The 22,596-nt window shown below is 65.5% G+C and carries 17 protein-coding genes and 4 pseudogenes; 7 read left to right on the plus strand and 14 right to left on the minus strand.

Features of this window, described 5'->3' with window-relative positions:
• Window positions 1-52: 52 nt before the first annotated feature.
• From EJ072_RS04435 to EJ072_RS04475, 9 genes are all read right to left on the minus strand, one after another.
• The gene (locus EJ072_RS04435) at window positions 53-1,054 is read right to left on the minus strand and encodes a sugar ABC transporter substrate-binding protein (protein ID WP_210211625.1); all 1,002 of its coding nucleotides are present in this window, start codon (window positions 1,052-1,054) and stop codon (window positions 53-55) included.
• A gap of 105 nt (window positions 1,055-1,159) precedes the next feature.
• Window positions 1,160-1,819: an L-fuculose-phosphate aldolase gene (locus tag EJ072_RS04440; RefSeq protein WP_126078737.1), complete on the minus strand. Its 660-nt coding sequence runs from the start codon at window positions 1,817-1,819 to the stop codon at window positions 1,160-1,162.
• A 27-nt stretch (window positions 1,820-1,846) separates the two neighbouring features.
• A complete protein-coding gene (locus EJ072_RS04445; RefSeq protein ID WP_126078738.1) occupies window positions 1,847-2,623 on the minus strand; it encodes an SDR family oxidoreductase in 777 nt (258 codons plus the stop codon).
• 200 nt (window positions 2,624-2,823) lie between these two features.
• Window positions 2,824-3,678, minus strand: a complete 855-nt coding sequence (locus EJ072_RS04450; protein ID WP_126062400.1) for a GntR family transcriptional regulator — start codon at window positions 3,676-3,678, stop codon at window positions 2,824-2,826.
• A 52-nt stretch (window positions 3,679-3,730) separates the two neighbouring features.
• Window positions 3,731-4,975, minus strand: coding sequence for an MFS transporter (locus EJ072_RS04455; RefSeq protein WP_126078739.1), 1,245 nt, complete (start codon window positions 4,973-4,975; stop codon window positions 3,731-3,733).
• Entirely contained in the window at window positions 4,972-5,424 is a 453-nt protein-coding gene (locus EJ072_RS04460) for a MaoC family dehydratase (RefSeq protein ID WP_126078740.1), read from the minus strand. The genes EJ072_RS04455 and EJ072_RS04460 overlap by 4 nt, the downstream gene beginning before the upstream one ends.
• Window positions 5,421-5,861 (minus strand): zinc ribbon domain-containing protein, encoded by a 441-nt coding sequence (locus EJ072_RS04465; RefSeq protein ID WP_126078741.1) that lies wholly within the window; start codon window positions 5,859-5,861, stop codon window positions 5,421-5,423. Before EJ072_RS04465 ends, EJ072_RS04460 begins: the two co-directional genes overlap by 4 nt.
• Window positions 5,861-7,012, minus strand: coding sequence for a thiolase family protein (locus EJ072_RS04470; protein ID WP_126078742.1), 1,152 nt, complete (start codon window positions 7,010-7,012; stop codon window positions 5,861-5,863). Before EJ072_RS04470 ends, EJ072_RS04465 begins: the two co-directional genes overlap by 1 nt.
• A complete protein-coding gene (locus EJ072_RS04475; RefSeq protein ID WP_126078743.1) occupies window positions 7,009-8,955 on the minus strand; it encodes an acetoacetate--CoA ligase in 1,947 nt (648 codons plus the stop codon). Before EJ072_RS04475 ends, EJ072_RS04470 begins: the two co-directional genes overlap by 4 nt.
• 134 nt (window positions 8,956-9,089) lie before the next feature.
• On the opposite strand from EJ072_RS04475, the pseudogene EJ072_RS04480 reads away from it, so the two are divergent.
• Window positions 9,090-10,264 (plus strand): annotated as a pseudogene (locus EJ072_RS04480) (acetyl-CoA C-acetyltransferase).
• Between the two features lie 115 nt (window positions 10,265-10,379).
• On the opposite strand, the pseudogene EJ072_RS04485 reads toward EJ072_RS04480, so the two are convergent.
• Window positions 10,380-11,302: pseudogene (locus EJ072_RS04485) on the minus strand (nucleoside hydrolase).
• A 17-nt stretch (window positions 11,303-11,319) separates the two neighbouring features.
• On the opposite strand from EJ072_RS04485, the gene EJ072_RS35805 reads away from it, so the two are divergent.
• The 6 genes and pseudogenes from EJ072_RS35805 (at window position 11,320) to adhP (ending at window position 18,710) form a co-directional block, all read left to right on the plus strand.
• Window positions 11,320-11,472, plus strand: coding sequence for a hypothetical protein (locus EJ072_RS35805; protein WP_189343214.1), 153 nt, complete (start codon window positions 11,320-11,322; stop codon window positions 11,470-11,472).
• Window positions 11,473-11,499: 27 nt separating this feature from the next.
• Window positions 11,500-12,302, plus strand: a pseudogene (locus EJ072_RS04490) (SDR family NAD(P)-dependent oxidoreductase).
• A 390-nt stretch (window positions 12,303-12,692) separates the two neighbouring features.
• A complete protein-coding gene (locus tag EJ072_RS04495) occupies window positions 12,693-13,760 on the plus strand; it encodes an HlyD family efflux transporter periplasmic adaptor subunit (protein ID WP_126078744.1) in 1,068 nt (355 codons plus the stop codon).
• Window positions 13,757-16,536, plus strand: a pseudogene (gene rbbA, locus EJ072_RS04500) (ribosome-associated ATPase/putative transporter RbbA). Before EJ072_RS04495 ends, rbbA begins: the two are co-directional and overlap by 4 nt.
• Complete coding sequence (locus EJ072_RS04505; protein ID WP_126078745.1) at window positions 16,536-17,648, plus strand: ABC transporter permease; 1,113 nt, start codon at window positions 16,536-16,538, stop codon at window positions 17,646-17,648. Before rbbA ends, EJ072_RS04505 begins: the two are co-directional and overlap by 1 nt.
• Before the next feature lie 27 nt (window positions 17,649-17,675).
• Window positions 17,676-18,710 (plus strand): alcohol dehydrogenase AdhP, encoded by a 1,035-nt coding sequence (gene adhP / locus EJ072_RS04510; RefSeq protein WP_126078746.1) that lies wholly within the window; start codon window positions 17,676-17,678, stop codon window positions 18,708-18,710.
• 149 nt (window positions 18,711-18,859) lie between these two features.
• On the opposite strand, the gene ugpC is transcribed toward adhP, so the two are convergent.
• From ugpC to EJ072_RS04530, 4 genes are all read right to left on the minus strand, one after another.
• Window positions 18,860-19,936 carry a sn-glycerol-3-phosphate ABC transporter ATP-binding protein UgpC gene (gene ugpC / locus EJ072_RS04515; RefSeq protein ID WP_126078747.1) on the minus strand — a complete coding sequence of 359 codons (1,077 nt, stop codon included), beginning with the start codon at window positions 19,934-19,936 and terminating at the stop codon, window positions 18,860-18,862.
• A 26-nt stretch (window positions 19,937-19,962) separates the two neighbouring features.
• Window positions 19,963-20,703 (minus strand): ribonuclease activity regulator RraA, encoded by a 741-nt coding sequence (locus EJ072_RS04520; protein WP_189343333.1) that lies wholly within the window; start codon window positions 20,701-20,703, stop codon window positions 19,963-19,965.
• Between the two features lie 92 nt (window positions 20,704-20,795).
• A complete protein-coding gene (locus EJ072_RS04525; protein ID WP_126078749.1) occupies window positions 20,796-21,674 on the minus strand; it encodes a carbohydrate ABC transporter permease in 879 nt (292 codons plus the stop codon).
• Window positions 21,671-22,594, minus strand: coding sequence for a sugar ABC transporter permease (locus EJ072_RS04530; protein WP_126078750.1), 924 nt, complete (start codon window positions 22,592-22,594; stop codon window positions 21,671-21,673). Before EJ072_RS04530 ends, EJ072_RS04525 begins: the two co-directional genes overlap by 4 nt.
• Window positions 22,595-22,596 lie beyond the last annotated feature (2 nt).

Below are 22,596 nucleotides of genomic sequence, written 5' to 3' on the forward strand. Positions count from 1 at the left end.
TGGATGTGACGGGCAGCCACATGGGCGCGGCTGCCCGCCGTTTCGTTCCGTCCTATTTAACGCCAGCCTTCTCGGCGGCGTCGAGGAACGGCTTTCCTTTTTCGACGGCATTTTCCTTGTTGATCAGCACCGAAGGCACGAAAGTGAAGGGCGGCACCTTCTGGCCGGCCAGATATTTCGCGGCATTGTCGACCGAGGTCTTGCCGATCTCATAGGGCTGCTGCGCCGCGACCGCGCCGGCCGGCGACTTCGGATCCATCACCATCTTGATGACTTCAGGGCTGCCGTCGATGCCGTAGGTCTTGACCTCGTTGCGGCCGGCGGCTTCGACCGCCTGCGTGGCGCCGATCTGCGGCACGTCCCAGCAGGCCCAGACCGCGCCGATCGAACCCTTCTCGGGCGACTTGGTCAGCATGTCGGTGACGTTGGAATAGGCGCTCTGCACCGTGTTCGGAATGACGTCGCGCAGCTCGGGCTCGACGATCTTCACATCCGGGAACGAGGTCAGCACATATTTCAGCTGATCGTAGCGGATCTTGCAGACCGGCACGCTGTAGAAGCCGTTGAAGACCAGCACATTGCCCTTGCCGCCCATGTCGGCGACCATCTGCAGCGCGATCTCGGCGCCGATATTGTAGTTGTTGGAGGTGGTGTTGTTGATGGCGTGCGGCGTCGCGGTATCGACCGTGAACAACGGGATGCCGGCGTCGCGGATCTTCTGCAGCCACGGGTTCAGCACTTCGAGATTGCCGAGCTGCTCGATGATCGCGTCCGGCTTCTGCGCGATCAGCGTCTGCAGCTGCGCGATCTGCTGCTGGTCCTTGCGGCCGGCGTCGAGCGCGATGACTTCACCGCCGAGCTCCTTGACGCGGTCCTGGATGCCTTTGAAGGCCATCAGGTCCCAATAATGGTCGGTGCCGATGGCGGAGACGCCGATGCGCTTGCCTTTGAGCGACAGTTCCTCAGCGCTGGCGCCCGAGATGGCGGCCAGGCTGCAAGCCGCCGCCAACCCCAGAGCGAGCGCCTTGACGAGGCCTTTCATCGAATTTGTCATTTCATTTCCTCCCTTGTTGATCGCTCCGGGCCTTCCCGGAGGATATGCGAAACAGTCAGTTGCTGCTCCAGCCCTTTGTTGGTCGCTTCGGGCAGAGCCCTCCGCTCAGGCAGCGGCGTCATTGTCGCGCAGGCCGTAGCTCGCCATGCGCTTGATGACGTTTTCGATCTCCTCGTCGGACAGGATTGGCGGCTCGCCGATCTGCAGGGCGCCGTGATACTGGCGCGCCAGCGTCTCGACCTCGACGGCCAGCCACATCGCCTGGGCGAGGCTCGACCCGACGGCGATCATGCCGTGCTGGGCAAGCAGGCAGGCCTTGCGGCCGCGCAATGCCTCCACCGCGTGCGCCGAAAGCTCCGCCGTGCCGAAGGTGGCGTAGGGTGCGCAACGAATGTCGCTGCCGCCGGCGACCGCGACCATGTAATGGATCGCCGGTATCTTCCGGCCCATGATGGCGATCGTCGTGCAATAGGTCGGATGCGCGTGGACGACTGCGTTGATCTCGGGCCGCGCCTTCATGATGTCGAGATGGAAACGCCATTCGCTGGATGGCGGCAGGCGTCCGTCGACCTCGCCGTCCCAGCTCATGAAGACGATGTCCTCGGGCACCAGCGTGTCATATGGCGTGCTCGTCGGCGAGATCAGCATGCCCTCGCCATGGCGGCAGCTGATGTTGCCTGATGTGCCCTGGTTGATGCCGAGTGCGTTCATCTCGATGCAGGCGTCGATGATGGCCTGGCGCACATCTCGGTCCGAAACGGTCATGCGATATTCCAATCCTTGCTCAGTCCGTCACCAGGCCGTGTAGCCGCCATCGATCGACAGGATCGCGCCCGTCACGTAGCTCGAGGCCGGCGACGCCAGGAACAGGATCGCCGAAGCGATCTCCTGCGGCGTGCCCAGCCGGCCCATCGGCGTCATGTCGATCCAGGTGTTGAAGAGTTCGGGACGCTCGCGCATCTTCAGCGTCATGTCGGTGCCGACATAGCCCGGCGCCAGCGCGTTGACGCGCACGCCTGACTTCGCCCACTCGACCGCAAGCGCCTTGGTCATCATGTGCACGGCGCCCTTGCTCACCATGTAGGACGGCGCGGTCTGCGGACGGTTGATGATCAGCCCCGACATGGAACCCAGATTGACGATCGAGCCCTTCTTGCGGTCGACCATCGAACGGCCGAAGGCGCGCGAGGCCCAGTAGACGCCGTTGACGTTGACATCCATCACCAGGCGCCATTCTTCGTCCGGCGTGTCGAGCGCGGTGTTGAGGCGCGCGATGCCGGCGCTGTTGACCAGGATATCGACCTGGCCGAAATCCGCGGCGACTGCGGTTGCCGTCGCCTCGACGGCTTGCGGATCGGTAACGTTCAACACGCGGCCATCGACGCTCGCGACGCCAGCGGCCTGGAGCGCCTCGGCAGCGGCCTTCAGCCCATCCGCATTCATGTCGAGCAGGACGATCCTCGCGCCGCAAGTCCCCAGCGCCTTGGCGGCCTCGAGACCGATGCCGCTGGCGCCGCCGGTGACGACGGCAACCTCGCCCGTCAGGTCGAATTGCGACCGGTAATCCATGCACGTCCTCCATCAGGACAGGCTTGAGCGCGGGCAAAACGCTGCCCTCGCCGCCGAAGCGGCGCCGCAAGCCGGCCGTCCTGATAATGCCTCCGGGGTCAGGCTCCTCCCGACCCCATGACAGGGACGTTACAGAAGCTTCCCGGGTCCGTCAATCTGGTTATAACCAGAAAACGGAATCTTTTTTGGATGTGCGCAATTCAGGTGCGATCGACACCGTTCACCGTCGCCGACGGCTGCTCGACCGCCATGTGGATGCGGGCGACAGAGGAGTTGTAGAAGGCCTCGTAATATTCAAGCGCGGCGCCGTCGGAATCATAGGCGATCGACTCGATCTCGATCAGCGGCGTGTTGGCGGCGACACCCATCTGATCGGCTTCTTCCTTGGTGGGAAGCGCGGCACGCAGCCAGCGGTCGGCACGCTTCACCGTCAGGCCGAAGACGGCGCGGATGGTGCCGAAGATCGACTGGTTTTCCGACAGGATGTTCTCCAGCCCCGGGACCCGATGCCCCGGCAGGCTGATACGCGTCATGGTGATCGGCGTGCCGTCGGTCATGTAGACGCGGCTGATGCGGACCACGCTGCCATTGGCGGGAATGCCGAAGACCTTGGACTCCTTCTCGCTCGGCGGGCAGCGGTAGATCTCCAGCGTGCGGGTCGAGACCTTGTGGCCCTTCGCGGTCAAATCGTCGAACACGCCGAGATTGGCGGTCATGAAGTCGACATGCTCGCGGGGAGCGGCGACGAACATGCCCTTGCGCGGCATCTTGATGATGCGGCCTTCATTGGAGAGCGATCCGATCGCGGCGCGCACGACGGGACGAGAGACGCCGAAGAAATCGCAAAGCGCCTGTTCCGAGGGAATGCGCGAATTGGCTGCCAGCAGACCGGTGTTGATCGCCTCCTCGACTTGGTTGCGCAGCTGCACCCAGAGCGGGGCCGCCTCGTCGCGGTTGAGCTGAACCTTGGAGCCGATCGAGCGGAAAGCCTCGGCCGCCTCGGCATCTTCCTGGTCGTAACGAGGACGCCCGCGCGTTCTGGTTGCCTGTTCCATTCGGGTCCCGCCGCAAATCATTTGCCGCGACTCAAAAAGCGGCAGCGCCTCCCTACCGGAGGCCGCCCGCCATTTTCACGCTCTCCGGCAAGTTTCGCAACCATAGCATGGCGGCGGCCCCCAGAAGCGGTCCGGGAACCAGGAGCAGGAAGGCCCAGCGCCAGCCGCCGATGAAGTCGGCGAAGCGCGGCGTCAGCCAGATGGCAAGCACCGTCAGCGCGAAACCGGCGCCGAGCTGCACGGACAGAGCGGTACCAACGAAGCGGCGGTCGGTAAGCTCGGTGACGGCGGCGGAGAACTGCGCCGAATCACCGATCACAGACACGCCCCAGACGATGGCCACCAGCATGAACAGCCAGAGCGGTCCGGTGAACAGAAAGCCCATCAGCAGCGCGCAGCTTCCCGAGACGAGCATCATGCCGGCGGTGGTGGCGGTGCGGCCGATCCGGTCCGACAGATAGCCGCCGAGCAGACATCCCAGAATGCCGGATGCCACAACGAAGAAGGTCGCGAGCGAGGCTGTGGCGGCTGTTCCGATCGCCTGCGCCTCGAAGGCCGCGCGCGTATAGGCGAGCAGCCAGGCCCACATGGCATAGAGCTCCCACATGTGGCCGAGATAGCCGAGATTGGCGAGGAGCAGCGGCTTTTCGCGAAACACCTGGCCGATGCGCGAGGGCTCGAAGATAGCCTTGCCGAAGGGATAGGGTCCTTCCTTCGCGAACAGCAGGAAGAGCAGCGCGCCCGCAGCGGTGGCCACGCTTGCCGCGGCGACTACGGGCCGCCAGTCGAGCACGGTCGAGACGGCGCGGAAGAGATGCGGCAGCGCCGAACCGACTGTGAGCGCGCCGATGACCGCGCCGAGCGCCAGTCCCCTGTCGCGCGCGAACCAGGTGGCGACCAGCTTGAGCGCCGGCGGATAGACGCCGGCAAGTGCGGCGCCGGTGACGATGCGCGCGGCGATCACACCGCCCGGCCCGGGATGGAAGAGCAGCGTCGCGTTGGCTAAAGCAGCGACGAGGGCTGCTGCCGCCATCAGGCGGCTCAGCCGTACAAGGTCCGGCAAATTGACCAGGCTCGCCACCAGCGCGCCGATGACGAAGCCGACCTGGACGCCATTGGTCAGCCAGGCTTCGGCGCTGGCGCCCAGCGCCAGCTCCTGCTTCAATTCGGGAAGGATTGCGGTCGCCGAGAACCACGTGGTCAGCGACAGGACGACCGCCAGGCAAAGCAGCGACAGCACGCGCCAGCGCTCGCTGTCGGCCGCTATGCCAAGCCGGCCGCCCCCGACCGTGCTCATGCGCCTTGCAGCGGTACGGTGAACACCGTGGCCGTGCCGGTCAGGCAAAGCTCGCCCTGGCCGTTGCGCACGCTGGTCTCGATCTTGCAGATCGGCTTGTCGGGGCGCACTTCCTTGACCTCCACGCGGCCGGTGATCTCCTCGTCAACGCCAACGGCCTTGACGAACTTCCAGGCCACTTCGAGGAACACGGTCCCGGGGCCGGGCAGATCCTCGGCGACCAACGCGTTGAGGATGCCGGAGGTGACGCCGCCCTGCACGATGAGCTTGCCGAACACCGACTTCTCGGCCAGCGCGCGGTCGTAGTGCAGGGGATTGCGATCGCCGGTGATGCCGGTGAAGGCCTCGATGTCGCTCATCCTTGTGCGTCGCGTGCGCTCGGCGAAGGCGCCGACCTGCGGACGGCCTTTCACGACACCCACCCAACCGTCCTTCGTTTCGATGCTCATTGCGGCTTCTCCTCTGCTCTGGGTTCGACTGGTCTGAAGGCCGGCAGGACACGGCCGCCGATGGCGGTCGGCGCAAGCAACAGCATGTCTCCGATCTGTTGCGGCCGTGTGCCGGGCAGGATGAAGCTCAGCATCGTCGGGCCTTCGGCCAATTCGACCAGGCCGACCACATACGGTGCCGCGGGCAGCCAGCCGGGATGGCCGGGTTTATGCACCTTGGAAAAGGATTTGAGCCGTCCCCTGCCCGATGCGTCTTTCCAGACCAGCCGCTTGCTCCAGCAATGCGGGCAGATCGGGCGCGGATAGAAGACGGCCTTGCCGCAACCCTCGCAATGCTGGATGGTCAGCCGGCCCTCGGCGGCGGCATCCCAGAACGGCCTGGACAGCGCGGTGATCGTCGGGCCAGGGGTTTTCAGGGTGTTGAGATCGACGGACATCAGGCGGCCCCCAACACCAGGGCGGTCGCTTCGCTCATCGTCGCGCCATTGCCGGTGACCAGCGCGAGCCAGGCCTTGCCGATCTGGCGTTCACCCGCCTCCCCGCGCAGCTGGCGTACCGCTTCGACGACATGGGTCATGCCGCCGGCAAGGTCGGGCTGGCCGAAGCCGAGCTGGCCGCCATGTGTGTTGAGCGGCTTGTCGCCCTTGTGCGAAAGGTCGTGGTCGCCGAGCCACGCGCCGAACTGGCCCGGCGCGCAGAGGCCGGCATCCTCGATCGTCGTCGCAACCATGATCGTGTAGCAGTCGTAGAGCGACAGAAGGTCCATCTCGTCAGCCTTCGTGCCGGACTGAGCGAAGGCCCTTGCCATTGCGCTCTTCAGCGGACCGGAAGTCAGGTGTGGGGCCTGGCTGACCGCGCGGTGCGTGACCTTCTCGCCGGCGCCGAGCAGATGGACAGGTGGCCTGCGCAACGACCGCGCGCGTTCGGCCGAGGTGACGACGACCGCTTCGCCGCCGGCGACCGGCATGACGATTTCGAGGAGATGCAGCGGCGAGGCGATCATCGGCGAGGCAAGCACCGCTTCGACATCGGCCGGCTTGCCATAGAAGATGGCGTCGGGGTTGAGCTGCGCGCTGGCGCGCGCCGCCGCGGCGATCAGCGCGAAATCTCGCGCGGTCGAGCCGTATTCCGCCATATGCGCCTGCATCAGCAGCGCATAGGAGATGTTGGCGCCCGAAGCGCCGAAAGGCACGTCGAACTCGCGGATCGGATTGCGGTTGGGCGAGCGGGGTGCAACCTCCTCGCGGTTGTTGGCGAGCACGCACAGCACCGCCTCGCACATGCCGGCCTCGATCGCGGCCGCCGCGCGCCAGACCATGCCTGCGCCGGACGCGCCGCCAAGATCGACGACATTGGCCATGGTCGGCGCGAGTCCCAGATATTCGGCTATGGTCGCCGGAACATGCTGCGGCGTCTCGCCGACCTGCGGCCCGACCAGCAGCCCGTCGATAGCCGCCGGCTCCAGCCCGGCGTCGAGCACCGCCAGGCGCGAGACCTCGGCGATCATCTCCAGCGTCGTCACGCCGCTGGTCAGGCGCTGCGGCTTCAACTCGCCGATGCCGACGACCGCTCCCTTTGCCCGGCTCATGCCGCCTTGCTCCGGTCGAGCGCGCGGTATTCGTCGAGGCAGGCGGGATTGGCGAGCGAAGCCATGTTCTTGACCGGCTTGCCTTCGAGCGTGGCGCGGGCGGCACCCTCGACGCGCTTGCCGTTCAGCGTATAGGGCACGGCCTGCACCGCGTGGATGCGATGCGGCACGTGACGGGGCGAGGCGCCTTCGCGGATCGCTTTGCGAATTCGCATGGCGAGCTCGGGGGTCAGCGCAAAGCCGTCGTTGAGCTTGACGCAGAGCACGATCTCCTCGTCGCCTTCGATGGGCGCGCCAAAGACCAGGCAATCCTCGATCTCGGCAAAATTCTCGCAGGCGGCGTAGATTTCCGCCGTGCCGATCCGCACGCCGCCGGGCTTCAGCGTCGTGTCCGAGCGGCCGTGGATGACGCCAGAGCCGTAAGCCGTCATCTCGGCGACGTCGCCATGTGTCCAGATCTCGCGGCGTGCGGCGAAGTAGGTGGCGTGATAGCGCGCGTCGCCGTCCTTGCCCCAGAAGGCCAGCGGCATGGACGGGAACGGCTCGGTGCAGACGAGATCGCCCTGCCGGCCGATGACCGGCGCATTGCGCTCGTCCATGACGCCGACGGCGAGGCCGAGCCCTTTCACGGTCAGCTCGCCGCGCCGCACAGGATGGATCGGCGATCCCAGCAGGAAGCAGCCGATGATCTCGGTGCCGCCGGAGATCGAAGCGAAGATCATGTCGCGCTTCACATGATCGTAGACCCAGTCGAACTGCCCGGGTGAGACGGGCGCACCGGCCGACAGCAGCGAACGCAGCGACGAGAGATCATGCAGGCGCCCCGGCGCGTAACCTTCGGCGGCAAGTGTCGCCAGGTATTTAGGACTGGTGCCGAAATGCGTGACGCGAGCGCGCTCGGCCATTTTCCAGAGCGGACTGGGGTCGAGGCGATCGGCCGATTTCAGGATCGGCGCGCCGTCATAGAGCACCACGCTCGCGCCGCAGGCCAGACCTGAGATCAGCCAGTGATACATCATCCAGGCGGTGTTGGTGTACCAGCTCATGACGTCGCCCGGGCGGACGTCGCCGTGGAGCAGGTGCTCCTTCAGGTGCTGGAGCAGCACGCCGCCGGCGCGATGGACGATCGCCTTCGGCGCGCCTGTCGTGCCGGAGGTGTAGAGCACATAGGCCGGGTGGTCGAAGGGCACGCGCTCGAAACTGAGAGGAGCGTCGCGGCCGAAATCGTCGAACGAAATGCGATCCGCCGCGCAATCCGGCTTGGTGCCCGGTTCGCCGGTCAGCACCAGCGTCGTCACCGTCGGCATCGCGGCGACGATCTCGGCCAGCCTGGCGGAGATGTCGTGCTCCTTGCCCGCATAGCGGTAGCGCGGCGCGGCGAACAGCACCTTGACGCCAATCTGGCCGAGGCGGTCGACGATCGCCGCGGCGCCGAAATCAGGCGAGCAGGACGACCAGACGGCGCCGACGGAAAGCGTCGCCAAAAGCGCCACGAGGCCCTCGACGCGATTGGGCAGGATACCGCCGACGCAATCGCCCTTGCCGACGCCGGCCGCGCGCAGGCCATGCGCCGTCCTGGCGACGAGCCGGCGCAATTCGCCCAGTGTGATGGTCTGGAAATGGCCACTCTCGTCGACCTCGATGAGAGCAACCCTCTCCTCATCGCCGCGCAGCAGGTTTTCCGCGAGATTGAGTGTCGCTTCCGGCAGGAAGCGACTCCCGGTCATCGGCGCATTGTCGTCGCGCAGGAAGGCGATCCCGCCCGGATCTCCAATGACCTCGGCGAAATCCCACAGCGCCCGCCAGAAGGCGCCGGGATCGCCGATCGACCAGCGATGCAGCGTCTCGTAGTCGCGCGGATCGAAGCCGTTGGCCATCGAAAAGCGCGCAAGATTGGACGATTGGAACGCGGCCGGCGCCGGCGTCCAAAGCACGGATGACATGGATTTCCTCCCGCAATGCAGGCCGGGCTCTTTGCCGCGACCTTGCCTGCCGATGCATTTCATGATTATTGGTTATAACCAGAATGTCAAGCGGCGATCACGCCCAAGCGGACCGCGCTGCCGGAGGAACAGACATGGACGCCTTTTACATCGTTGCCGCGAAGCGGACGCCCATCGGCAAGCTGAACGGCGCGTTCGCCGGTCTGTCGGCGGCGGAGCTGGGGGCGCAGCTTATCCAGGCGATGCTGGCCGAAAAGCAGCTTGCGCCCGATGCCGTCGGCGAGGTGATCATGGGCCAGGTGCTGACCGGCGGCGCCGGGCAGAATCCAGCCCGGCAGGCTGCTCTCAAGGCCGGCCTGCCGGTCGGGTGCCCGCCATGACCGTCAACAAGGTCTGCGGCGCCGGGCAGAAGTCGATCCATCTCGCCGCCCAGGCCATTCGCTGCGGCGACGCCGACTGCGTGATCGCCGGCGGACAGGATTCGATGACTTCGGCGCCACATGTCATTCACGGGGTGCGCGCCGGCATCCGCATGGGCGACCGTACGGTGAAGGATTCCATGATCACCGACGGTCTGTGGGACGCCTTCCATCAGGTGCATATGGGCGTCACCGCCGAAGCGCTGGCGCAGCGCTACCAGATCACCCGCGAGGAACAGGACAGGTTCGCGCTGCGCTCGCAGGAGAAGGCGGACGCCGCCATCCAGGCTGGCAGGTTCGACGACGAGATTGCGCCTGTGTCGATCAAGGCCAGGCAAGGCGATGTCGTCATCGAGCGTGACGAGCATCCCAACCCCTCCACAACGATGGAAGGCCTTGGCCGGCTGAGACCGGTCTTCGATGCGGCGGGGACGATCACGGCCGGCAACTCATCCGGTCTCAACGACGGCGCCGCCGCGGTGCTTGTGATGTCGGAGGCGCGGATGAAGGAACTCGGCCTGACACCCCTCGCCAGCATCGCCTCTTATGCTTCTGCCGGCGTCGAGCCGATGGACATGGGCCTCGGTCCCGTCGCGGCCTCGCGGCGCGCGCTCGACAAGGCCGGCTGGCGCGCGTCCGATCTCGACGCGATGGAGATCAACGAGGCCTTCGCCGCGCAAGCCATCGCCGTCAATCGCGAGATGGGCTGGAACGAGGACATCATCAATATGAGCGGCGGCGCCATCGCGCTTGGCCATCCGCTGGCCGGCTCCGGCTGCCGCATCGTGGTGACGCTGCTGCACGAGATGGTCCGGCGTGGAGCGAAGAAGGGCTTGGCCTCGCTCTGCATCGGCGGCGGCCAGGGTGTCGCGATCTGCCTGGAGCGGTGAGCCTTCCGACGGCCTAAAGCGCGTCGCGATCTTTCAGATTCGCTCCATGCGCTTTAGGTTCTTGATTTACGCATGTCTTGATCCCGAAACCGGTTCCCACTTCGGGAGACATGCTTTAGCGGAGCAAATCGAACATCAGCTTGAAGAAGCGGTCGGCATCGACTTCATAGGCGATGCGCGCATTGTCCTCCTCACCGCGCTCATGCCAGAAATCGGCCACCGTGGCGCCGAATGTGTAGCTGCCGGACAGGTCGACGCCGATATGCGCCGGACGCGTGCGGACGAGCGTCGGATCGATCGCCAGCGCCAGCGCCAGCGGGTCGTGCATGGCGCCGCCGACGCCCATCGAGTTGCGGTGCAGCTTCTCGTAGAATTTCAGCCAGTCCATGACCACGCGGCCGAGCGGCGTGTCGATCCTGGCCAGTTCCTCGTATTGCGGCGCCTCGATCAGCACCTGCATGGTCACGTCGAGCCCTATCATGGTGATGGGCACCCCGGCGTCCAGCACCAGCTTCAGGGCCTCGGGGTCGCAGAAGGCGTTGAACTCGGTCGGCGTGATGATCTCGCTCTTGCGATAGAACACGCCGCCCATCCAGATCAGCTCCTTGATCTTGGGCAGCACGTGCGGGTGCTTGAGCACGAGCAGGCCGATGTTGCAGAGCGGGCCGGTCGCCACCACCAGCAGCGGTTCCGGAGATGCCGCGAGCTTCTCGGCAAGGAAGTCCACCGCATGCTGCTTGATCGGCCCGCGCGAGGGCTGCGGCAGATAGGGCGAGCCTTCGAGCCCGCTCGGGCCATCGGCGGTGCCCAGAACCAGCGGCCGCGCCAGGGGCTGCGCGCAGCCGGCGGCGACCGGCACATCGCCGGCGCCGAGGAAATCAAGCACGCGGATCGCGTTGTCCGTTGTCTTCTCGAGCTCCGCGTTGCCACATCTCGTGGTGACGCCGAGAAGCTCGATGTCGGGCGAGCGATGCGCCATGACCAGCGCAATGGCAGCGTCGTGGCGGGATCGCAGTCGTAGAGGATCGGTGTCGGCATCGGTGTGGGACAGCTATATGGACGTGCCCAGCGCAACGCTCGCGGCGCAAGCCTATCCGGACGTTCCGATCACGCGTCCGCTGGATGGCAACGCCGCCTTCATCGACACCTCGGCGGCCAAAGCGGCGCTGGGATTCGAGCCGCGCTTCTCATGGCGCGACTATCGCTGACCGGCATCCGGCTTTTGGAGGCAAGAGATGCGCTTCAAGGACAAGATCGTTCTGGTGACGGGCGCCGCCGGCGCCATCGGCTCCGCGGCGGTGCGCCGCTTCGTCGAGGAAGGCGCGACAGTCGCCGTCGCCGACCTCGACGGGACCCGTGCAGAGGCCCTGGCAACGACATTCGGCGATCGCGACGAAGCCTTCGCGGTGGACGTCGCCGACCCGGCGTCGGCGGAAGGCATGGTCCAGGCGGTGGCCGCACGCTTCGGCCGTATCGATGTGCTATTCAACAATGCCGGCATTTCCGGAAAGGTCGCGCCGGTCCACGAGCTGAGCACCGAGGACTGGCAACGCATCGTCGGCATCAACCTCAACGGCATGTTCTACGTCCTGCGCGCGACGGTGGCGACCATGATCGCTGGCAAGATCAAGGGATCGGTGGTCAATATGGGCTCGTCCATGGCCGGCTGGGACGTGCTGTCCGGTGGCGCCGGCTATGCCTCGACCAAGCACGGCGTGGTCGGCCTGACCAGGATCGCGGCCTCGACGCCGCTGCCTATGGCATTCGCGTCAACGCGATTTGCCCCGGGGTCATCGAGACCCGGCTGGGCGTGCCGGCGCGGGACCAGGCAGCCTATGAAGCCGGCATTCGCCGTTTCGCCGACCGCATTCCGCTGCGCCGTATCGGCCAGCCCGAGGATGTCGCCGCCGCCGTCGCCTTCCTGGCCTCGGACGATGCCCGCCACGTCACCGGCGTCGACTGGCTGCTCGACGGCGGACAGACATTGCAAAGCTGGGCGAACGCGCCCGATGCGGACGCTTTCCCGCGATTTGTCTGACGCTCCGGCCGCCGAACAGCTCCTCTCGACCGCGTCGGCACGGTATCGTCCTCGCCATAATGCATTGACCGATCAGAAGCCCGGCGAACGTTCAGGCCCTGGTCCCGACGCTCACAGCGACCCCTTCTCCCAGAATTGACATCGATCAAGGTCGCCGCAGCCGGTCTCTGTTTTGGTCGCGCCAACTTGGCAACCTGAACGGAGTTCCCCTGACATGGACGGCATTACCTTAAGTGCCGAACAGATCGGCGCCTGGCGGCGGGAAATTGCCTCGGCAAGGTTCCTTCCCTTCTCCGCTTCGGGGCCGCTGTCTCCGGCGCCAGTCCATCTCGAGGGGGCGCTTTTGGCGCCAGCCGAACCTGACGTATCGCGCAACACCGGAGGCCGGCTATGAAGGTTTCCCCGCGATGGCTGATCCTCGGCGCCCTGATCGCCATCGGAGCAGCCGGCTACTATGCGTGGCAGCGTTCCAAGGACGGGCAGCTGCCGGAAGGCATCGCCAGCGGCAACGGCCGCATCGAGGCGGTCGAGATCGACGTCTCGACGAAGGCGGCGGGGCGGATCAAGGAAATCCTTGTCGGCGAAGGCGATTTCGTCAAGGCCGGCCAGGTGCTTGCCCACATGGATACCGCGCAGCTCGAGGCGCAGCGCCGCCAGGCCGAGGCGCAGTTTCAGCGCGCCACCATCGGGGTCGAGACCGCTGGCAGCCTGGTGACGCAGCGCGAGGCTGAAAAGACGGCGGCCGGCGCTGTCGTCGCGCAGCGCGAAGCCGAGCTCGACGCCGCCGATCGGACCCTGGCGCGCTCGCAGCAGCTTGCGGTCAACAACACCGTCTCCCAGCAGGTCCTGGACAACGACCGCGCGGCCGAGCAGAGCGCGAAAGCCGCCGTCGCCGCCGCGCAGGCCCAACTCGCCGCCAGTGAAGCGGCCATCAACGCCGCGCGGGCGCAGGTGGTCGATGCCAAGTCCACGGTCGACGCGGCGCAGGCCGCGATCGAAAGCATCGACGCCGATATCGGCGACGCCACGCTGGCGTCGCCGCGCGACGGGCGCATCCAGTTCCGCGTGGCGGAGCCCGGAGAGGTGCTGGCGGGCGGCGGGCGCGTGCTCAACCTCGTCGACCTCGGCGATGTCTACATGACCTTCTTCCTGTCGACCGCTCAGGCCGGGCGCGTCGCGATCGGCTCCGATGTGCGTCTCGTGCTCGACGCGGCGCCGCAATACATCATCCCCGCCAAGGTGACCTTCGTCGCGGACGTCGCGCAGTTCACGCCCAAGACGGTCGAAACGGAGGAGGAGCGCCTGAAACTCATGTTCCGGATCAAGGCGCACATCGCACCGGAGCTGCTCCGCAAATATATCCAGCAGGTGAAAACCGGCCTGCCCGGCGTGGCCTATGTGCGGCTCGATCCGCAGGCCTCATGGCCGGCGAGCCTCAAGGGAAAGCTCGTGCAATGAATGCGCGGCCGGACGCCGGCGCGGGCCTTCCGTCAAGCTACGTGGCGCGGCTGGAGAATGTCGGCCACGCTTACGGAAAGGTCAGGGCTCTCGATGCCGTAACGCTCGATTTCCCGGCCGGCCGCATGGTCGGCCTGATCGGGCCGGACGGCGTCGGCAAATCCAGCCTGCTTTCCCTGATTGCCGGAGCACGGACGATCCAGCAGGGGCATGTCGAGGTGCTGGGCGGCGACATGGCCGATCTCGGCCACCGGCAGAGCGCCTACCCCAGGATCGCCTATATGCCACAAGGCCTGGGCAAGAACCTCTATCCGACGCTGTCGGTCTTCGACAACATCGATTTCTTCGGCCGCCTGTTCGGGCATGATCGGCGCGAGCGCGAGCGCCGCATCGGCGAGCTTCTGAAGCGAACGGGGCTGGCGCCTTTCGCCGAGCGGCAGGCCGGCAAGCTTTCGGGCGGCATGAAGCAGAAGCTTGGCCTGTGCTGCGCCCTCATCCACGATCCGGACCTCCTGATCCTGGACGAGCCGACCACCGGCGTCGATCCGTTGTCGCGCCGCCAGTTCTGGGAACTGATCGGCGAAATCCGCAAGGGTCGCGAGGGCATGAGCGTCATCATCGCCACGGCCTATATGGAAGAGGCCGCGCGCTTCGACTGGCTGGTGGCCATGGACGCGGGCCGCGTGCTCGCCTCCGGAACCCCGGCCGACCTGCTCGAAAGAACCGGCGCGCCCGACCTGGACGCCGCCTTCATAGCCCTTCTCCCGCCGGAGAAGCGGGACAGCCACGAGCCTGTGGTGATCCCTCCGCGGCCCGCCGGCGCCGACAGCGAACCTGCCATCGAGGCCGAACACCTCACCATGCGCTTCGGCGATTTCACCGCCGTCGACGACGCGAGCTTCCGCATTGGCCGCGGCGAGATCTTCGGCTTCCTCGGATCGAACGGCTGCGGCAAGACGACCACGATGAAGATGCTGACCGGGCTGCTCGAGCCGTCCGAGGGCAAGGCACGGCTGTTCGGGCGCGAGATCGACCCCCGCGACATCGAGGTGCGGCGGCGCGTCGGCTACATGTCGCAAGGATTCTCGCTCTATTCTGAGCTGACGGTCCGGCAGAATCTCGAGCTCCATGCCCGCCTCTTCGGCATGGCCGATGCGGCGATCCCGCCCCGGGTCGAGGAGGTCGCGCAGCAATTCGGCCTCGCCGACAATGTCGACACGCTGCCCGAAGCGCTGCCGCTCGGCATCCGCCAGCGGCTGTCGCTGGCTGTGGCGATGATCCATTCTCCGGAGATACTGATCCTCGACGAGCCGACCTCCGGCGTCGACCCGGTTGCCCGCGACGGGTTCTGGCGGATTCTTGCCGACCTCTCGCGCAAGCGGAACGTGACGATCTTCGTGTCCACGCATTTCATGAACGAGGCGGAACGCTGCGACCGCATCTCGCTCATGCATGCCGGCAAGGTCCTGGTCAGCGACACGCCGGCCGCGATCGTCAAAAGCCGGTCGGCGGCAACGCTGGAGGAAGCCTTCGTCGGATATCTCGAGGAGGCGACAGGCAAGCAGGCAGAAACGCCGAGCATGACGGCCGGGACGATGCCGGTCCAGGAAGCGCAGGCCAGTCGCCCCGGCAGGAGCGGCACAGGCCGTTCCTTCGATTTGCGCCGCATGTTCGCCTACACGCGGCGCGAGGCGCTTGAACTCTTGCGCGATCCGATCCGGGCCACGCTGGCGACCGTCGGCAGCCTCATCCTGATGTTCGTCGTCGGCTACGGCATCAACATGGACGTCGAAAACCTCTCCTTCGCCGTCCTCGATCACGACGACACGACGATCAGCCGGGACTATGTGCTGCAGATCGCCGGCTCGCGCTATTTCACCGAGAAGGCGCCGATCATCGACTATGCCGATCTCGACCGGCGCATGGAGGACGGGGAACTCAGCCTCGCAATCGAAATCCCGCCCGGCTTCGGGCGCGACCTCGCGCGCGGCCGCGACGTCACGATCGGCGCCTGGATCGACGGCGCTATGCCTACAGGGCCGAAACCGTGCAAGGCTATGTTTCGGGAATGCATGCCGGCTGGCTGACGCGGAAGGCGCGTGAACTCTATGGCGACGCCGCCACCGCCAGCGCCTTCCAGCTCGACATCCGCTACCGCTACAATCCCGACGTCCGCAGTCTCGATGCCATCGTTCCGGCGGTTATCCCGATGCTTCTGTTGGCGATCCCGGCAATGCTGGCCGTGCTCAGCGTGGTGCGGGAGAAGGAGCTCGGCTCCATCATCAATTTCTACGTCACGCCCGTCACCCGGCTGGAGTTCCTGATCGGCAAGCAGATTCCCTATGTCGCCCTCGCGATGCTCAACTTCGTGCTGCTGACGGGCTTCGCCGTCTTCCTCTTCGGTGTGCCGCTGACCGGCAGCCTTCCGGCTTTCGCCGCCGCCGCCCTTGTCTATGTCACGGCCACGACGGCCATGGGGCTTTTCCTGTCGACCTTCATGAGCAGCCAGATCGCGGCGATCTTCGGAACCGCGCTGATCACCATGATCCCCGCCACCCAATATTCGGGCATGATCGACCCGGTGTCGTCGCTCCTGGGCGTCGGCGCATTCGTCGGCCGGATCTATCCGACCACCTATTTCGTGACGATCTCGCGCGGCGTCTTTTCCAAGGCGCTCAGCTTTGCCGACCTGTCCGGCGCGTTCGTGCCGATGCTCGTCGCCATCCCGGTGCTGCTCGGCCTTGGAGCGGCATTCTTGAAAAAACAGGCCCGCTGATGCGCATCGCCAACATATACAATCTCGGCATAAAGGAACTGCGCGGTCTCATGCGGGACCCGATGATGCTCGTGCTGATCGTCTATGCCTTCACCGCCGCCATCTACACCGCCTCGAAGGCGATGCCCGAGACGCTCAATCACGCTCCGATCGCCATCGTCGATGAGGATCAGTCGCCGGTCTCGTCGCGCGTCGTCACGGCATTTTATCCGCCCTACTTCACCGCGCCTTTGCTCATCTCCCAGCCGGAGATGGACAGCCGCATGGATTCAGGCATGGATACTTTCGCGCTGGATATTCCGCCGAACTTCCAGCGCGATCTGCTGGCCGGCCGCTCGCCGGCGGTCCAGCTCAACATCGACGCCACCCGGATGTCGCAGGCCTTTACCGGCGGAGGCTACATCCAGTCGATCGTTTCGGGAGAAGTGAACGAATTCCTCGACCGCTATCGTTCCAAGGCCTCCCTGCCCGTCGACCTCGACCTGCGGGCGCGCTTCAACCCTGAACTCAACAAGGGTTGGTTCGGCGCCATCACCAATGCCATCTCCTCGATCACGATGCTGTCTATCGTGCTCACCGGCGCAGCGCTGATCCGCGAGCGCGAGCACGGGACGATCGAGCATCTTCTGGTGATGCCGGTCACCGCATTCGAGATCATGACGAGCAAGATCTGGTCGATGGGCATTGTCGTGCTCGTGGCGTCCGGCCTTGCACTCGTCGTCGTCATCCAGGGGCTGCTGTCGGTCCCCATCAACGGATCGATCGCGCTATTCATGGTGGGCGCGGCGCTCGACATCGTCGCCATGACCTGCCTGGGGATATTCCTTGCCACCGTCGCCGGCTCCATGCCGCAATTCGGCCTGCTGCTGATGATGGTGCTCCTGCCCCTGCAGGTGCTGTCCGGCGGCGTCACGCCGCGCGAGAGCATGCCCATGGCCATCCAGGCCATCATGTTCACCGCGCCCAACACACATTTCGTCATGCTGGCACAGGCGGTGCTGTTCCGCGGCGCGGGCCTCGATGTCGTGTGGCCGCAGCTCGCGGCGCTGCTGGTCATCAGCACGCTCCTGTTTGCGTTCTCGCTGCGGCGCTTCCGCCAGTTCCTGAAATAGGACCCACTCACAACCCAGGAGTATTCCATGCCCAAGACTATGAAAGCAGCCGTCGTTCGCCAGTTCGGCAAGCCGCTCGTGATCGAAGAGGTTCAGGTGCCAACGCCCGGAGCAGGCCAGATCCTCGTCAAGATCGCGGCCACGGGCGTGTGCCACACCGATCTGCACGCCGCCGAAGGCGATTGGCCGGTGAAGCCTAAGCCGCCCTTCATTCCCGGCCATGAGGGTGTCGGGCATGTCGTGGCCGTTGGATCAGGCGTCAAGCACGTCAAGGAAGGCGATCGCGTCGGCGTGCCCTGGCTCTATACCGCCTGCGGCCACTGCAGACATTGCCTCGGCGGATGGGAGACGCTTTGCGAGGAGCAGCAGAACACCGGTTATTCGGTGAACGGCAGCTTTGCCGAATACGTCCTTGCCGATCCCGATTATGTCGGCCATCTGCCGGGCAACATATCATTCACGGAGATCGCGCCGATCCTGTGCGCGGGCGTCACCGTCTACAAGGGCCTCAAGGTCACGGATACCAAGCCTGGCGAATGGGTGGTGATCTCGGGTATCGGCGGGCTCGGCCACCTGGCGGTTCAATACGCGAAGGCGATGGGGCTGAACGTCATTGCGGTCGACATCGACGATGCGAAGCTCGACCTCGCCAAACGCCTCGGTGCCGCGCTGGCCGTCAACGCCCGCCAGGCCGATCCCGCCGCCTTCGTCAAGAAGGAGGTCGGCGGCGCCCAGGGGGTTCTTGTCACCGCCGTGTCGCCGAAAGCCTTCGAGCAGGCGCTCGGAATGGTCGGCCGCGGAGGAACGGTGTCGCTCAACGGTTTGCCGCCAGGCGATTTCCCGCTGTCGATCTTCGATACCGTGCTCAACGGCGTGACGGTCCGCGGTTCGATCGTCGGGACACGGCTCGACCTGCAGGAAGCGCTGGACTTTGCGGGGGACGGCAAGGTCAAGGCGACAATCGAGACCGAACAGCTCGAGAACATCAACGACATCTTCTCCCGTATGCACAAGGGTGACATCCAGGGCCGCATCGTCATTGATTATGAGAAGCGGGCCTGAGGCGCCGGCTGTAACCCTCGGAACGCGAGCTCAGCCGGCGCAGTCGGCTGAGCTGGTTCGGTCGCCATTGGTCGCGCGCGATCCGGCCGAGTGCACCCATTCGCGGCCTCGGCCGCTTAAACGCGAGCTCCACGGGCGAGCAGTTCCCCCTACCCTCTGACGAGTTCGTCCTGATTTATCCTCATGCCACTTCGCGCGTCGAATAGGTGGACCTTCGAAACCATCACCTCTAACCCAACCTCTTGATCGGGCTTGAACGGCTGCTGATCCCGAACTTCGGCCACGAGCTCGACCCCGCTTGTCCTCAACGTCAGTTCCTGAGCCTCTCCTGTCGGCTCCACCACCTGGACGCTGGCCCTCGCGTGATCGCCCCCGACGATGATGTGCTGAGGACGGATCCCGTAAATCACCTCTTGTGCGCCGTGGAACTCCAGACCTTTGGGCAATGGCAGGCGAAGGCCTGAACCGGCTTCGAACGCGCCGTTGTCGACGCGACCTTCGATGAGATTCATTTCCGGGGAGCCGATAAAGCCCGCGACGAACAGATTGGCCGGTTTCTCGTAGAGTTCGGAAGGGGTGCCGATCTGTTCGATGCGGCCCTTGTTCAGGACCACGATTCGGTCGGCGAGCGTCATCGCCTCGGTCTGGTCATGCGTGACGTAGATGCTGGTGCGGCCGAGCCGCTGGTGCAGCTTCTTGATCTCGGCACGCATCTTCACGCGCAGCTTGGCGTCGAGATTGCTGAGCGGCTCGTCGAACAGGAAGGCCGAGGGCGCGCGCACGATCGCGCGACCCATGGCGACACGCTGGCGCTGGCCGCCGGACAGCTGACGCGGCATGCGGCCGAGCAGGTCCTGCAGACCGAGGATTTCGGCCGCCGCCTTCACCCTGGAGACGATCTCCTCCCTGGGAACCTTGGCCAGCCGAAGCGCGAAGCTCATATTGTCGGCCACGCTCATATGCGGATAGAGCGCGTAGCTCTGGAAGACCATGGCTATGTCGCGCGACTTGGCCGGCATCTCGTCGACGACGCGCCCGCCGATGCGGATCTCACCAGTCGTATGCTCTTCGAGTCCCGCGATGATGCGCAGGAGCGTTGACTTGCCGCAGCCCGACGGACCGACAAGGACCACGAACTCGCCGCTGGCGATTTCGATGTTGACGTCGCGCAGAACTTCCACCGCGCCGAAGCTCTTGCCGAGCTGTTCTATCTCGATTGCGGACACCTATTCTTCTCCCGTACCGGCGCGGCTCATTTTCCTTGGGCCTGCCGCCATGCGCGGTATTCGGCCTCGCCCTCGGGGCTCAACGGGTAGTATTTCCGCAGGTCTCCTCCTTGCGCGAGCCGCGCGCGCGAAAACTCCTCCCACTCGATATGCGCGCCGGCGAGCTCGACCAATCTGGGGGCAAGGGCGACCGGCACGACGACAACGCCATCGTCGTCGGCGACGATGATGTCGCCCGGGATGACCAGGACGTTCGAGCAGGCGATCGGAACGTTGACGGCAAAGGGGACGATGTTGGTCTGGGCGTGGAAATTCGGCGTGACGCCCCTCACCCAGATGCCGATATCGAGCGCCGCCGCCTGGGCGGAATCGCGAATGCAGCCGTCGACAACGACGCCGGCGCCGCCCCGCCCAGCAAAATAGGTCAGCATCATCTCACCGAAAATGCCGCTGCCCAGATCGCCGCGGGCATCGACCACCACCATGTCGCCGGGCTGGGTGGGATAAAGCACGTGGCGGTGCAGTTGCCGCTCAGGCTCCTCATACTCCGTCTCGTTGTACAGATCCTCGCGCTTCGGCATGCACTGGAGCGTCAGCGCTGGCCCTGCCGCCGTGCTGCCGGAACGCAAGGGACGCGGCCCGCGGATCTGCGGGTCGCGAATGCCCATCTTGTGGTAGAGCTCGCTGGCCAGCGTCGCCGAACCGATCGCCGCCAGCGCGTCGACCAGTTCTCGTGGCGGCCGGGAAATGTCCGGTATCGCCGGTATCTGGTCAGCTTGCATTCCGTTCCTCCAATCTGCGCTGAGGCGCAAGCCTCAGCGATCGTCACTCAGTTGCGTTCAACCATCGTTCCAGCCGTTCAACCGCGAACCGCACCAGTCGTCAGGCCTTTGACCAGCAGCCCCTGGGCGAACCAGACGAACACCAAGGTCGGGATGACCATGAGCACGCCGGCGGCCGACATGGCGCCCCAGTCGATGCCATACTGCGAGACGAAATTGGTGAGCCCGACGGGCAGCGTCTGCGCCGCCTTGCTCGAAGTCAGGGTCAAGGCGAGCAAGAGGTCGTTCCAGGTGAAGAGGAAGGTGATCACGGCGCTGGCGCCGATGCCCGGCGCAATCAGCGGCGCGACGATCTGGACCAGCGTGCGCACGGTGCCGGCGCCGTCCGACTGGGCGGCCTCCTCAATCTCCTTCGGCACATCCTGAATGAAGCCCAGAAGCAGCCAGATGGCGACCGGCAGCTTGGCCGCGGTATGGCTGAGGATCAGCGCCCAGACGGTGTCGAGCAGGCCCATGGCTGCGAACACGGCGAAGAGCGGGATGGCAAGCGCGATGACAGGGATCATGCGCATGATCAAAAGCAGCCCGAAGATCAGCATGGCGCCCGGCATCCTGAAGCGCGACAGCGCATAGGCGCAGGGGATGGCCAGCAGATGGACGAGGACGACCGTCGCCACCGAGACGATGACGGTGTTCCAGACATAGCCCATCGTGTCGTACTGGGCGAAGACCGCGACATACTGCGTCAGCGTCGCGGTCTCGGGGATGATGTGCACCGGAACCGAGAAGATGTCGGCCGAGCTGCGGATCGAGGTCAGGAACAGCCACACCAGCGGAAAAACGGTGAGCGCGACGGTCAGGACCAGCGCCAAATACCGACCGGCGATCGCCGCCGTGAACCGGCGGCGCCGGCGCTTTGGCATGGAACGTGCGCCGACGATGACGGCTTCGGTCATATCGCCCTCCGTTTCGCGATGAGCCACGGCACTCCGTAAAGCAGGCCGAGCACGAACAGCGACATGCCCAGCGCGATGTAGGAGACCGCCGCCGCGTGTCCGAAATCCACCGCCTGAAACGCCAGCAGGTAGGAATAGACCGTGAGCAGGTTAGTGGCGCCGCCCGGTCCTCCTTGCGTCATCAGCCAGACGACGTCGAAGGTGCGGAACGTGTCGATGATGCGCAGCATCAGCGCGATCATGATGACCGGACGCATCAGCGGCAGCACGATATGCCAGAAGCGCTGCCATGGCGTGGCGCCGTCCACTGTGGCCGCCTCGAGCGGCTCCTGCGGCAAGGATTGCAGGCCGGCAAGAAACAGGAGCACCATCAGCGGCGTGTTCTGCCACACATCGGCGACGATCACCGAGACGAGCGCCCAGGCCGGATGGGTGAGCCACGGAATGTCGGGCAGGTTGAAGATGCGCAGCAGCGCGTCGACCAGCCCATACTGGGTGTTGAACAGCCAGCGGAAATTCAGGCCGACGACGGCGGGCGCGATCATCGGCGGGACCAGGAGCAAGGTGCGCGCGAGGCGCATGCCGCGCAGTTTGCCGTTGACGAGCACAGCGATCGCCATGCCGGCCACCACTTCGATCGTGATGGAAACGACGCTGAAGATGGTCTGGTTTCGGAGCGCTTGGTTGAACTGGCGGCCGAACAGCTCGTCGGTGTAGTTTCCCGTTCCGACGAATGGCGCCGATCCGCTGAGGTCCCAGCGGAAGAAGCTCATGATGAAGGAGTATCCGAGCGGATAGATGAGGATGGCCAGCATGACGAAAAGCGCCGGGCTGGCCAGCAGGTATCCTCTCTGCCAGGTGTAGGGCAGCGGCGAACGTCGCCGGCGCCCTGACACCCGCGTCTGCGCAACGGGCGCCATGC

The organism is Mesorhizobium sp. M2A.F.Ca.ET.046.03.2.1 (assembly GCF_003952425.1).
Taxonomy (GTDB): domain Bacteria; phylum Pseudomonadota; class Alphaproteobacteria; order Rhizobiales; family Rhizobiaceae; genus Mesorhizobium.

Bases quoted from the DNA above. Each gene is read 5' to 3' on its own strand.
- EJ072_RS04435 (WP_210211625.1), bottom strand. From the start codon at position 1,054: ATGACAAATTCGATGAAAGGCCTCGTCAAGGCGCTCGCTCTGGGGTTG.
- EJ072_RS04440 (WP_126078737.1), bottom strand. From the start codon at position 1,819: ATGACCGTTTCGGACCGAGATGTGCGCCAGGCCATCATCGACGCCTGC.
- EJ072_RS04445 (WP_126078738.1), bottom strand. From the start codon at position 2,623: ATGGATTACCGGTCGCAATTCGACCTGACGGGCGAGGTTGCCGTCGTC.
- EJ072_RS04450 (WP_126062400.1), bottom strand. From the start codon at position 3,678: ATGGAACAGGCAACCAGAACGCGCGGGCGTCCTCGTTACGACCAGGAA.
- EJ072_RS04455 (WP_126078739.1), bottom strand. From the start codon at position 4,975: ATGAGCACGGTCGGGGGCGGCCGGCTTGGCATAGCGGCCGACAGCGAG.
- EJ072_RS04460 (WP_126078740.1), bottom strand. From the start codon at position 5,424: ATGAGCATCGAAACGAAGGACGGTTGGGTGGGTGTCGTGAAAGGCCGT.
- EJ072_RS04465 (WP_126078741.1), bottom strand. From the start codon at position 5,861: ATGTCCGTCGATCTCAACACCCTGAAAACCCCTGGCCCGACGATCACC.
- EJ072_RS04470 (WP_126078742.1), bottom strand. From the start codon at position 7,012: ATGAGCCGGGCAAAGGGAGCGGTCGTCGGCATCGGCGAGTTGAAGCCG.
- EJ072_RS04475 (WP_126078743.1), bottom strand. From the start codon at position 8,955: ATGTCATCCGTGCTTTGGACGCCGGCGCCGGCCGCGTTCCAATCGTCC.
- EJ072_RS35805 (WP_189343214.1), top strand. From the start codon at position 11,320: ATGGACGTGCCCAGCGCAACGCTCGCGGCGCAAGCCTATCCGGACGTT.
- EJ072_RS04495 (WP_126078744.1), top strand. From the start codon at position 12,693: ATGAAGGTTTCCCCGCGATGGCTGATCCTCGGCGCCCTGATCGCCATC.
- EJ072_RS04505 (WP_126078745.1), top strand. From the start codon at position 16,536: ATGCGCATCGCCAACATATACAATCTCGGCATAAAGGAACTGCGCGGT.
- adhP (WP_126078746.1), top strand. From the start codon at position 17,676: ATGCCCAAGACTATGAAAGCAGCCGTCGTTCGCCAGTTCGGCAAGCCG.
- EJ072_RS04525 (WP_126078749.1), bottom strand. From the start codon at position 21,674: ATGACCGAAGCCGTCATCGTCGGCGCACGTTCCATGCCAAAGCGCCGG.
- EJ072_RS04530 (WP_126078750.1), bottom strand. From the start codon at position 22,594: ATGGCGCCCGTTGCGCAGACGCGGGTGTCAGGGCGCCGGCGACGTTCG.